The sequence below is a fragment of the Sphingobacterium sp. 18053 genome (genome assembly GCF_902706145.1).
In the GTDB taxonomy this organism is placed as follows: Bacteria; Bacteroidota; Bacteroidia; order Sphingobacteriales; family Sphingobacteriaceae; genus Sphingobacterium; species Sphingobacterium paramultivorum.
Map to the genome: position 1 here is coordinate 1 of NZ_CACSJW010000004.1, position 11,988 is coordinate 11,988.

At 38.0% G+C, this 11,988-nt stretch carries 11 protein-coding genes; 5 read left to right on the forward strand and 6 right to left on the reverse strand.

Translation table 11 applies throughout. The features are described 5' to 3' along the window. Nucleotides 1–185: hypothetical protein (locus GVK91_RS09865; RefSeq protein WP_200845586.1), on the forward strand; the 185-nt coding region annotated here is incomplete at its 5' end. 596 nt (nt 186–781) lie between these two features. On the opposite strand, the gene pgl is transcribed toward GVK91_RS09865, so the two are convergent. From pgl to GVK91_RS09890, 5 genes are all read right to left on the reverse strand, one after another. Next, nucleotides 782–1,492 carry a 6-phosphogluconolactonase gene (gene pgl / locus GVK91_RS09870; RefSeq protein WP_153845549.1) on the reverse strand — a complete coding sequence of 237 codons (711 nt, stop codon included), beginning with the start codon at nt 1,490–1,492 and terminating at the stop codon, nt 782–784. Nucleotides 1,493–1,509: 17 nt separating this feature from the next. Beyond that, a complete protein-coding gene (zwf, locus tag GVK91_RS09875) occupies nt 1,510–2,991 on the reverse strand; it encodes a glucose-6-phosphate dehydrogenase (protein ID WP_153845548.1) in 1,482 nt (493 codons plus the stop codon). 8 nt (nt 2,992–2,999) lie between these two features. Then, complete coding sequence (gene gndA, locus GVK91_RS09880; RefSeq protein ID WP_153845547.1) at nt 3,000–4,418, reverse strand: NADP-dependent phosphogluconate dehydrogenase; 1,419 nt, start codon at nt 4,416–4,418, stop codon at nt 3,000–3,002. Nucleotides 4,419–5,775: 1,357 nt separating this feature from the next. Continuing rightward, on the reverse strand, nt 5,776–6,162 hold the full coding sequence (locus tag GVK91_RS09885; RefSeq protein ID WP_159728380.1) for a hypothetical protein: 387 nt from the start codon (nt 6,160–6,162) through the stop codon (nt 5,776–5,778). Nucleotides 6,163–6,415: 253 nt separating this feature from the next. Next, nucleotides 6,416–7,189, reverse strand: coding sequence for an MBL fold metallo-hydrolase (locus tag GVK91_RS09890; RefSeq protein WP_159728382.1), 774 nt, complete (start codon nt 7,187–7,189; stop codon nt 6,416–6,418). Between the two features lie 107 nt (nt 7,190–7,296). Here GVK91_RS09890 and GVK91_RS09895 point away from each other — a divergent pair, with 107 nt between their 5' ends. Next, a complete protein-coding gene (locus GVK91_RS09895) occupies nt 7,297–7,656 on the forward strand; it encodes a helix-turn-helix domain-containing protein (RefSeq protein ID WP_159728384.1) in 360 nt (119 codons plus the stop codon). Between the two features lie 89 nt (nt 7,657–7,745). Next, nucleotides 7,746–8,486, forward strand: coding sequence for a bifunctional 2-polyprenyl-6-hydroxyphenol methylase/3-demethylubiquinol 3-O-methyltransferase UbiG (locus GVK91_RS09900; protein ID WP_159728386.1), 741 nt, complete (start codon nt 7,746–7,748; stop codon nt 8,484–8,486). A gap of 325 nt (nt 8,487–8,811) precedes the next feature. Here the strand turns inward: GVK91_RS09900 and GVK91_RS09905 are convergent, their stop codons facing one another. Next, a complete protein-coding gene (locus GVK91_RS09905) occupies nt 8,812–9,786 on the reverse strand; it encodes an Rpn family recombination-promoting nuclease/putative transposase (protein ID WP_159728388.1) in 975 nt (324 codons plus the stop codon). 694 nt (nt 9,787–10,480) lie between these two features. Here GVK91_RS09905 and GVK91_RS09910 point away from each other — a divergent pair. Beyond that, nucleotides 10,481–11,038, forward strand: coding sequence for a TetR/AcrR family transcriptional regulator (locus GVK91_RS09910; RefSeq protein ID WP_159728390.1), 558 nt, complete (start codon nt 10,481–10,483; stop codon nt 11,036–11,038). 14 nt (nt 11,039–11,052) lie between these two features. Further along, nucleotides 11,053–11,898: a sialate O-acetylesterase gene (locus tag GVK91_RS09915; RefSeq protein ID WP_159728392.1), complete on the forward strand. Its 846-nt coding sequence runs from the start codon at nt 11,053–11,055 to the stop codon at nt 11,896–11,898. Nucleotides 11,899–11,988: the final 90 nt, after the last annotated feature.

Below are 11,988 nucleotides of genomic sequence, written 5' to 3' on the forward strand. Positions count from 1 at the left end.
GTAAATTACAGCGGACTTATATAGGTAATATAAATTTTGAGGGCGAAGATCTAATGCCTGGACAAGAAAGAATTGCGACTATTCGCTTTCTCCTTGTAAAAGAGCTGGAGCAATATTTGACAAAAGGTCGTAAATGGTGGCTACATGAAGGACCTAAACTTATTGGTGAAGCAGAGATTTTATAGAGGATAAGCTAATCACCTCAACAAACAATAATATGTCTAAAAATTTCAGATAAACGGATATAACCGAAATGAGTTCTACATCGAAAGTAAACTCCCTCTTGCCGAAAAGATTATAAATCAAACGGGCACGACAAAGGAAAAAAGACGTATCTTTCTACAAGCGCAGTATAATCTAGTACTATTCCATTCATGAATGGAAGCCGTTGGTTAAACTGCCAGGAAATTTTTAGTATAACAGAACGCCATGAGAGCCTTTTTATTAACAGTAATTGCCACCCTCGTCAATTTCACATATAGTTAAGCGCAGAAAGATCCTGAGGTTAAAATTGCATTATCAAAAATGAATGCTGCAACAGTCGCTTTGTTAACTGTTATTTTCAAATCGAATAGACCAATTGACTATATTTAAGTTTCCCTACTCATTCCTTGGGTACCACATTAAAGGCGTCTTGGCACGACGGATCGCCCGAGACATAGGATAAAAAAGATCCAATATTTCCATAAGGGGCTATAACTGTATTGACAAGAGTACTTAAGCACCCTTGTCAATCGTTAAGGGAGCCTTTTTGGCTAGAGTCCCCTCTAGTTAAATGATATTAAATTCCAGCTTCTTTATCGGTAAAAATCTGGACTCCTGCTTTCTTTTCAATTAACTGTAGTGGATATAGTTCAGGATTATATACACCATTAAGAACTTCATTCAAAGCGTTTCTCTTGGATTTACCAAAGGTAACAATCAGAATATTTTCAGCTTTATTGATAATAGGTTCAGTCAAAGTAATTCTGAACATTGCCTGAGGCTTTAAATAGTAGGCATCAACCCATTTTTCTTTTTCTTGTAAGATCTTTTCTCCTGGAAATAGAGAAGCTGTGTGGCCATCATCACCCATTCCTAAAAGGATGAAATCAAAAATACCGTCAGCTCCCAAAACATTTCTGATTTGGGCTTCGTATGCTTTAGCGTAATTTTCAGGCTCAATTCCCTCTTTATACATGGGAAAAATCTGATTTTCATTTACCGGAACCTTATTCAAAAGTACTTCCAAAGTCATCTTAAAATTACTTTTCTCATCTTCAAGAGAAACCCATCTTTCATCTACCCAAAAAAAATGGATTTTGTTCCAAATTATTTTATCTGCATATTCAGGAGTAGCTAATAAACTAAAAATAGCTTTCGGTGAAGAGCCACCACTCAACGCGACCACAAATTTATCATGCTTCTGGATTGCTTTTTTCGAAAGCTCAACAAATGTATCTGCTGCTTCTTTATATAAAGCATCCAGATTATTAAATATCGTAATATTCATTCTCTTTTCATTAGATTTTAAACCCACTGATGTCCCTGCCGCTCGACCAGTGCATCACTGTCATCAGGGCCCCAGTTTCCCGAAGCATAATTTGGGAAAGATGGGTCTTTGGTTTTTTCCCAGGTTTCCTGAATCGTTTTTATCACATCCCAAGCTTCTTCTACCTGATCAGAGCGCATAAACAGTGTAAGGTCTCCCACAAGTGCTTCCAATAAAAGAGTTTCATAAGCTTCGGGCGTATCGGTCTGACAGGCAAAATTATCGAAAATCATTTCTACAGGTTTAAGCTCTAAAGACAAGCCTGGTTTTTTAGACATAAACTGCAATCTGATGTCCATTTGTGGCTGGATATTAATAACCAATCGGTTTGCCGACAGAAGCGAGGTGCTTTCTGAAAAAGTAGAATTTGGAAGTGGCTTAAACTGAATCGTTATATAAGAATGCTTTTCTTTCATCTTCTTACCGGTACGAACATAAAAGGGAACATCCTCCCATCTTTCATTATCCAGATAAAACTTAATAGCGACAAATGTTTCCGTATTGGAATCATGAGCAATTCCATCTTCCTGGCGATAGCCATTTACTTTTAGCCCGTTTACTTTGCCTCGTCCGTACTGTCCTCTTACCGCATAATGATCTACTTTTTCGGGAGAAATCCTACGGATGGATTTTAAAACATCAACTTTACGATCCCTGATCTCACCCGATTCAAGTGAAGCCGGAGGTTCCATAGCAACCATACAAAGAATTTGCAAAAGATGGTTCTGAATCATATCGCGCAAAGCTCCTGTCTGCTCATAAAAACTGGCTCTTGTTTCCACACCTACTTCTTCGGCAACCGTAATCTGTACCGATTCTATATGTCTGTGATTCCAAAGAGGTTCAAAAATTGAATTTCCGAACCTGAACGCCAAAATATTCTGAACGGTTTCTTTACCTAAATAATGATCAATGCGATAAATCTGTTCTTCCTGGAAAGTTTGTGAAAGAAGATTATTTAGCTCAATGGCAGATTCTTTATTGTGACCAAAAGGTTTTTCGATAATAATTCGATCTGTTGCAGGATCAGATGCTATTGACGTATTTTTGAGATGATTTGAAATTACCGATACAAAGTTTGGTGCAATCGACAAATAGAAAAGTCTGTTTCCTCTCATTCCGTACACCTTGTCAAAATTTTCCAGTTTCTGATATAAATTCCGATAAGAGCTTTCTTCATCAAGCTGATGCTGAAAATAGCTGATGTGAGCCTGAAAACCAGCCCAATCTTCCTTGATTACAGTTTTCCGGGAAAAACTCTCCAGATTTTCTTTAATATAAGCCCTGAATTTTTCATCCGTATTTTCGGCTCTTCCTAAAGCTAAAATATTAAACCCTTTTGGCATTCTGCCATCGATATATAAATTGTAGAAGGCAGGAAAAAGTTTTCTTTTTGCCAAATCCCCTGTTGCACCAAAAATAACGATCGTTGTTGGATGCAGGATTGTATTGTCACTCATTGTTAGATTCAGTTATTTGGGTTTTGCCATGAGGTATGAAAGACTCCTTCTCTGTCAGTTCTTTGGTAAGTGTGTGCACCAAAATAATCACGCTGAGCCTGAAGCAGGTTTACAGGTAAAGATGCTGTGGTATAAGCTTCGAAATACCCTAGAGCCGACTGAATTCCTAAGCTTGGAATTCCGTTTGATACAGCAAAAGCAGCTGTTTTTCTTAATGAAGAAATTTTATCTTTTACAATTTCTGAAATTTCCTGATCCAATAAAATATTAGATAAATTCTCGTATTTTGAATAAGCCAGATAAAATTTCTCCAATAAAACCGAACGGATGATACATCCACCCCTCCAGATTTTAACAACATCTTTTAACGGAATTTCAAACTGATATTCTTCAGAAGCTTTTACCAATAATGCCAATCCTTGCGCATAACTGATTAAAGTAGATAAATACAAAGCATCCCCCACCTCTTTGATGAACAATTCTGTATTTTCAGGAGTTTGTACTTCTTCTTTAGCATATAATTGCGAAGCTTTCACGCGCTCATCTTTGTAAGCGGATAAAATTCTTGATGTTACCGCAATATCGATGGTTGGAATAGACACCCCAACTTCCATAGCCTCCTGGGAGGTCCATTTTCCGGTTCCTTTTGCTCCTGCTTTATCTAAAATCTTGTCGACAAGAAAACCGTCTGTTACATCATCTTTTTGCTGGAAAATATCTCTTGTTATTTCAATAAGGAAAGAATTCATCTCGCCTTCATTCCATCTTTTGAAAACTTCATACAATTGGTTATTGTTAAGATTAGCTCCTTTTCTCAGTAAATCGTATGCTTCACTGATTAATTGCATGATAGCATATTCTATACCGTTGTGAACCATTTTAACGTAATTCCCTGCAGCTCCTTTTCCCATATAAGCGGTGCAGGGCTCCCCTTTTACTTTTGCTGAAATAACTTCCAGCATAGGCTTCACCAAATTGAAAACTTCCAAATCTCCACCCGGCATAATACTCGGTCCTCTTCTTGCCCCCTGCTCTCCTCCAGAAACTCCCATTCCCATAAAATGAAGGTTTTTAGAAGCTAAATCAGCTATACGTCTCTCGGTATCTTTGAAATAAGAATTTCCCGCATCAACGACAATATCTTTTGGACTCAGAAGCGGTGTTATGCTTTCAAGAACAGCATCAACCGGTTTACCTGCAGGAACCATCAAAATAACTTTTCGCGGACTGTCTAAACTCAACACAAATTCCTCTAGAGAAACAGTTCCAACAACCTTTGTACCTGAAGCAACTCCTTTACGAAGTTCGATTACCTTTTCTTCATCTAAATCGAATCCTACGACAGAAAAACCATTATCGGCAATATTGTAAAGCAGATTTCTTCCCATTACACCCAGACCAATGACCCCGTAATTATACTTTTCCATTCTTACTTAAAGTTTATGTTATGCATCAAATTTACTGAAATGCATGCCAGCAAAAAAATTATCTAAAATTTTCTTTCAATTGTGACATTAGTAATCATCAACTGGAAAATTTCATTAGTTATTTGGTTACGAGCTTCCAATATAAAAGGACAGTGCCTTAAACAATACTAGTCAATACAAGTCTTAACATATCCGAATTCAAAATTATTTTATCAGGTATCGTATCAAAGCCCACATTTTCATCAACTTCTGAGAATCCTATTTGATTAGGTTCAAATTGAAAAACGTAGAATTTTTTATTAAACCAAACATCAAGCATTATTGAACCAGATGAAAATTTCATATATTCATACTTCAAATTATTCTTTTTCAAGAACTCAATCGTATTGTTGAACATTATTAAGTAATCCTCCATTTCTATTTCCTTGTTAAAAAAATTCCCCTGAATTTCGAAGAAAAATACTGAATCCACCGACTGATTTGATTTCAATCCTATATCCTATTGTCAAAGCTGCAATGGAACAATTGGCATGATAAGTTACAAACTTATCATCTAAATACCCTACATTCTATCATTAGACCCCGATTCATAGTCCCATGCTGATCTCTAATCCGGTTTGGGGCACAAAGTGGGATGCTTATTTTTCTTTTATGCTGGATGTCCAGTTCAGTCATATGTAAAATCCGAAGATTTCAAAACTTCAATTTTTGCACAAGCAAAGGAAATAGCAGTGGGATTTGATGATGGCGAGTTAACGATAATAAAATCTCAATAACTATGGATCTTATCACAGTTGTTTATCGCGAAAGAATTGATTGAAAAAAGAAGGAAAAAATACCAGATAAAGAAGGGTAGATAAAACTCATGATCTATTAATAAAAACATCAAAAAGAACAAGCATGATAACGAATATTCCCAGAGCAATTGGTCGGGTATACCAATATGATGGCTGTCCGAACCTTTTCACAATAAGTCCAACAATAATGCTAAAAATGGCTAGAAACAAGCCCGATGCTTGATTATCATTCATACGCTAAAAATAAGTAAAAGAATTGACACGCTAGGTCCTAAATCAATTCCTAACTTTACTTGAAAAACGAGTCCCGTTATAAGGAACATAACTGGAATCCGTAGTTTTTATTTACACATTTAGTGGGACAGGTCCGAAAAAAATGAAAAAGTTTTTTACTTGGTTAATGTATGTCGCTGCTTTTTTTTCTGGAATTATTATATTGTTGTTTATTTATTTGTCTGTTGACCCATTTCGTAAACAAAAACAAAGAAAACTTTATTATAAAAGGATCGAAGAAATAAAAACACGTAGGAATCTTTACTGACAATCATATTTTAAAAGCTCTACATCTTCTGCGCCAAAGGCCCATCTTTAGTGACCAGACTAGACCAACCCGGAAAAGACCCTACGGTTAGCTTTGCGATCAATCTGGACGCTAGAAATATATTGACCACCGTTTCTTCCCCCAAATCCCAGGTTACCTCGACAGGTGAAATCGCATCAAATGCTTCAAGGTTTTCTTTGACAAACTCAGCAGGATTTAAAAACGGTAGATTCTCCCTTTTATGCCATTCAGATTCTCTCGGAGTAGGAACGCTATTGTATAACCAAATATCTCCAACTATTCTTTCCTCATTCAATAAGTATGCATAACAAACCTTATCGTCATCTTCGATAAGTACGGCGAATTCTGGACGATCGTTTGATACATATTTTGTTAAACTTCCCATAAAATAGCTAATTTAAAACAACGAAGTCTGTGCCGTATCACTCCACAGTGGAGTCAATCCCTCCCCTATCGAAAGCTTCATAACGGTGACTTGTTCAAAGAGATTGTTCAGCATAGCGCTAAGATAACATTTATATCAGAAAAAAGGCTGGATGGATCCAGCCCTGATAAAGATCTTATCCTATTTTAAACACTAAACCAAGCAATTGTGTTCCATGGAAAAACTATGCTTAAAATTATATCTTGGATTCATGCTATGGTTTTACAACTTCAATACGCTCTCCATCGGCCGGAATAAATGTCTTTTGCAGCAATCCCTCCTTCTCCAATCTTTGCTTTAACTCAAGGCGCGTGGTAGGACAATGATTGATGGCTTCCATGTGATTTGCCAATACTTTGCCTGGCGCATCACGGATAAACTTTACAATATCGTCCATTGTCATCAATAGTGGTCTGCCGAAATCGAATTGTGCCGAACCGCAAGCTAGCACAGATACGTCGGGCTTGTAGGTAGCCAACACCTTTTTTACGTCATCGGTATAAATGGTATCTGCACTTATATATACCGATTCTTCATCGGATGACTGCCATACGAATCCATACACATGCCCCATTGGTTTTCTTACCCAGCCATAGCCATGAACTGCAGGTGTCGCAGTAAGTTTGCCTTTCAGAAACGAGATTGTCTCCCAATAATCAATCGCTTGCAGGACATTTAACCCCCATTTTTTTAATTGGCGGGCGTGTTTTTCACCGCACAGGACGGGAATTTTACGGCTACGCAAAAACTCGATTCCTACCGCATCGATATGGTCGGGATGCAGGTGTGTAATCAAGCAATAATCGATTTTCTGCAACAGTTTTTCGCTTTCAATGGGTAAATCAACCAAAGGGTTGCGACGGGGTTTGAAACGGAAAAGGGTTAGCGGAACAAATGTCTTTGACTTTCCCAATAAAGGATCAACCAATATAAAGTTGTCTTCCGATTCGATAATAATAGTGGCATTACGTATTTGATGTATTGTCATAGTGATAACGTATTTAAATTCCTAACTTAGCTGGTAAATTTCGGTACAACCTTCGGCTAACGAAAGATATTTACCCAGAGGTTTCCCGGTTACAAAATTGTTACCTAATGAATTATAAGGAATTTGAAAACTGTTCCGTAAATCTTTTTTTCAGAATATTTTCCGGGAAGTGGAAGCCCTTGATCCTCCATCATTTTTTTTATACGGGTGATGAACGCTTCATTGAATTGTGGCGTAAAATGCCCAAGGTTTCCAAAAAAGTATTATTAGAACAACTAAAAGAAATGGAAAACGATGGAATTGTGGTTCGAAAACAAGTGAACACCTTTCCTCCGGAAGTATATTATGGGTTATCTGAAACGGGTAAAAGTCTAGAGCAATTGCTGCTTCATATTGAATCATGGATGGAAAATTACCAGGTTCAGCATACTACCGGGTTAGATCCTATGAAAGAAAAGCAAAAATAGGAAATGGTAAATGGTTTAATACAGGGGTCTGTGATACTGTCCCCTGATAAAAGGATGTATCTTAACCTATTAAAATTTATTGTCAGATTATGAAGCAGAACAAATATGACGACCAAACATTCTTCGATCAATATAAAAATATGGACAGATCTATTAAAGGTCTTGAAGGTGCCGGAGAATGGCATGCGTTAAAAAATATCCTTCCGAGCTTTGATGGCAAAAATGTATTGGACCTGGGCTGCGGTTTTGGCTGGCATTGTCGTTATGCTATTGAAAACGGGGCCAAAACAGTAACAGGTGTCGACCTTTCCGAAAGGATGCTCAATAAGGCGAAAGAAATCAATGACCTGCCTGGCATCACTTATATCAGAAGCGCATTGGAGGATATCACGTTTGAGGAGCAGGAGTTCGACTGCGTCATCAGTTCCCTTACATTCCATTACATCAAAGACTTTGATCCGCTCTGCATGCATATAAACCGTTGGCTAAAACCGGGCGGCAGTTTTGTGTTTTCTGTTGAGCATCCGATATTCACTGCAAGACCCGACCAAGACTGGGTTTACGATGCATCCGGAAACAAGTTATACTGGCCCGTGGACCATTACTTTGAAGAAGGAAAGAGGGAAACACATTTCTTACAAAACAATGTAATAAAATACCATAGGACACTTACCACTTATCTTACAATCCTGCTTGCCAATAACTTTGCCATCGATTTAGTTACTGAACCACAGCCAAACATGGAAATGATTAACAGTGTCGCCGGAATGGCAGACGAACTCAGAAGGCCTATGATGCTGATCGTGTCGGCACAAAAAAGGCCGGAATAATCCAGCCCTGATATATAGTTATGATCCCAATAAAGAGATAGTCGGTTTCAAAAAATAAAAAAACCTTGAGGAGGGGGATCTCAAGGTTTTTACTACCTGTTATTAACCTAATTTATGAAAGTATTGGTATAACAATGGTTAGTTCGCTTTCGTTTGATCTTTTTATAAAAAGGTTGAGTTCGTCTCTTCGGCCTTGTATTTATTTCTATTTAAATGAGAGCTTATTCAAAATGGTATTGGTTAAGAAACCAACTTAACCTATAAAAAGAAAAAGGCCGCTTAGACAGTATCCAAGTGGCCGTAAAACCTTATATGGTTATATACTCTATTTTCCTTTAGCTTTCTCTTCCTCGATCTGCTTTACAAACTCTACAGTGACGTCCGCTAATTCGGCTATCTCCGATATCGAAAACTTATTCGAAGACAAAAGATTTTTTATTACTTCCGCCTTTCCTTCGGCTTTTCCTATAACTTCTCCCTCTGCTTTTCCTTCTGCTTTTCCTTTAGCCTCTCCTTCGGCTCTTCCCTCAGCCATTGCTTTTTCGCGCGCTCGTTTCAATAGCTCCTCCTGACTACTTCGGATACTCTCGGCATCCCATTTATTCCTTAAACTTACGTTGTACATCTCTCGTTCCTCCGGTTTTAGTTTGCTATACTCTGCTAACTGAAATAACTTCTCAAAAATAGGCTTACGCAAATAAGTGGAAAGTCCATTTAGCGAAGACATATTTTTGAGTACATAAAGCCAACGATCTAAATCATTAACTAACTCTGCATCAGCTTTTACAAAGTTAACCAATTCCACATATATAAAGCCTAGATCGTCATAAAATATTTTACCATGATCTCGATAACATAAACAAATATCGTGCAGAAAATACTGCTCATCCCCCGCATCAGGCATTGCAAATCCATCCATCAGTACAATGATATAAACTTCACTAATTGCATAATTCCAAGCCCTTCGGTTGCCTTTGGGTGCCTGATCCGCTATCAATTTACTGCTGTAATAAAGCATGCGCTTTTTCAAATTATCCTGCGCCGTGCGCTGCACTTCAATAATAAAACGTTCGCCATTGTCTGCCGTACAGGTCAGATCAAAAATAACGGTACCGATATCCTCTGTATCCCCGACATGCTCATTTTTGTTATAATACAGGTCAGCAATAACCTTGCGCCCTCTAAAGAGTTCGTTTAAGAAAGCGATCAGAAGATCTTTATTGGTATCTGATCCGAAAGCTTTTTTAAAACCATAATCTGTTGTAATATCGATATATTTCGATTGTTTCAACTCACTCATAATACATTGTTTTTAAATTGGTTAACAATGCAAATATATGTAAATAAATATTATAATACTAATATTTTTAGCATTATAATACTATTCTGTATATGAATTAAAACAAGGTTCCCGATGAAGAAGATCATTCCCATCCTACCCACTCCTCGGATCGGGTTTTAGCGGCATCTTGCCACAGCGAATCACCTCAATGGAAGAGCAACCGTATTCTAGGACCTTTGACTTCCAAAGGCGGAAGAATAGGCTTGCGACTCTCGGTCTCAAAGAGGGCCATACCTGCTGCGAAAGGCTTATGCTTGTGCATTGATAATGCTTAAAAATTAGATATTGGATCATTGTTTTGATTATCTATGTCCTAGTTTTTAAAGCTCGATTTAAGGGAGAAAAAATGATTTATGCTACTAATAAAAATCTTCTATTATTAATCAATAAGGGAGACAATTTTAGCTAGATGTCCGCTTGAGCTAAATGTTAACCGGCTTTGGCTTCGATCTAAGCGAAAGGTCGTAAGATTAGCTGGAATTACATCTGTTCATTTCCTTTGAAATATTGTTCAAAAGTTGACAAAGGGTTGTTAAAAAGTGATAGTTCCCTTTGGAATTTTAACGATACTTAATGACAATTGGACCAATTAATTATAATTTCACCTATAAACTCACACATATATAAGACATTTGTCATACATTTGTGCCAAATGAATAGAGAAAAGCTAATTTATAGTGCAGTAAAAGTTTTAAATGAAGACTTTCACGCTCCTTTAGAGCGAGTAGCCGAGGTTGCACAAATCAGTAAGCGAACTTTGTATCGGTATTTTAAGGATAGAGATGCACTTATAACTGCCTGCTATGTCGATATGCTTGAAACCTGGTATATCGCTATGGTTTCTGCATTTAACAGCGATACTGATCCGGTCAAACAATTGGAAGCAATGCTATACGCAGCTATCGACAGCGGTGTAAAATATATTTTCCTACACGCCCTTGAGGAGAGGCAGGTTGATGTCGCAGCGATGGACAAAGAAAAAGTTATTGCCTATGAACAAGCAAAAGAAAAGTGGTTTGCTATAGTTCCCCAGCTGCAGGCGAAACACATTATAGACAATCGTTTGTCCTCAGCCTGGATCAGACATCTCTTTGCCAGTGTGGCAAGAGCAAGTGTGAAGGCTTTAAATTCTGGTGACGTCGCTCCGAATGATCTTAAAAAATTTGCCTGGCTATCATTTAGCCGCAGTATAGGAATCGTGGAGTCTTAAATATATAATCAACTATGATACAATCTTTTTTGCTAATAGGGCAATCAAATATGGCCGGCCGCGGAATTCCGGATTCAGTGCCGCCTATCATCAACGAATCAATAAAGATGCTTCGCAATGGACGCTGGCAGATAATGGCCGAACCCATACACAATGACAGGCCTATGGCTGGTGTGGGGCTTGCATCATCATTTGCTGCCTCCTGGCATGCGGATCACATTGGCGAGGAGATCGGCCTTATCCCTTGTGCTGATGGCGGTACCAGCTTAAATGACTGGCAGGTTGGTGGCGCACTCTTTGACCACGCTATTTTTCAGGCTAAACTTGCTCAACGTAGCAGCCAGTTGACAGGAATATTGTGGCATCAGGGAGAAAATGATTCTTCCATCGAACTGGCCGCAAAATACGGTGAAAAGTTTGATAGTATAGTCAATGAGCTACGGAAGCAATTAGGGGCTCCTGAAGTTCCCCTGATTATCGGCGCGATAGGCGATTTTTTGCCTTATGGTCTATTTGGGGCGCATTTCAATGATTACCATTTGGTCAATAGCGCCTTACAAAAATACGCAGCATCGCACAACAATTGTAACTTCGTCTCGGCAAAAGGGTTAACTGCAAACGAAGACCAAATTCATTTCAACGCGTCGTCGCTTAGAAAATTCGGACTACGATACTATCAGGCATTTTTAAATGCAGCAGATGTGACCGAAGCTTTACCTGATGAAGATGGATTATTAGGGAAGATTTATGGACGTGAACTGTCCCCCAACGAAAAGAAGTTTATTTTAGATGTCAACTTTGCATCTGGGAAAATCTCATTAAGTGAATTCCAGCATCAACTGAAATTGATCGATAAATAATTCAAGATTCATGTTAATCCAAATGGCATAAAAAACAAAGTAAGAATATAAAAACCTTAACAATCAGTTATGGGTGGTATCTACCTTATT

Bases quoted from the DNA above. Each gene is read 5' to 3' on its own strand.
- pgl (WP_153845549.1), bottom strand. From the start codon at position 1,492: ATGAATATTACGATATTTAATAATCTGGATGCTTTATATAAAGAAGCA.
- zwf (WP_153845548.1), bottom strand. From the start codon at position 2,991: ATGAGTGACAATACAATCCTGCATCCAACAACGATCGTTATTTTTGGT.
- gndA (WP_153845547.1), bottom strand. From the start codon at position 4,418: ATGGAAAAGTATAATTACGGGGTCATTGGTCTGGGTGTAATGGGAAGA.
- GVK91_RS09885 (WP_159728380.1), bottom strand. From the start codon at position 6,162: ATGGGAAGTTTAACAAAATATGTATCAAACGATCGTCCAGAATTCGCC.
- GVK91_RS09890 (WP_159728382.1), bottom strand. From the start codon at position 7,189: ATGACAATACATCAAATACGTAATGCCACTATTATTATCGAATCGGAA.
- GVK91_RS09895 (WP_159728384.1), top strand. From the start codon at position 7,297: ATGAATTATAAGGAATTTGAAAACTGTTCCGTAAATCTTTTTTTCAGA.
- GVK91_RS09900 (WP_159728386.1), top strand. From the start codon at position 7,746: ATGAAGCAGAACAAATATGACGACCAAACATTCTTCGATCAATATAAA.
- GVK91_RS09905 (WP_159728388.1), bottom strand. From the start codon at position 9,786: ATGAGTGAGTTGAAACAATCGAAATATATCGATATTACAACAGATTAT.
- GVK91_RS09910 (WP_159728390.1), top strand. From the start codon at position 10,481: ATGAATAGAGAAAAGCTAATTTATAGTGCAGTAAAAGTTTTAAATGAA.
- GVK91_RS09915 (WP_159728392.1), top strand. From the start codon at position 11,053: ATGATACAATCTTTTTTGCTAATAGGGCAATCAAATATGGCCGGCCGC.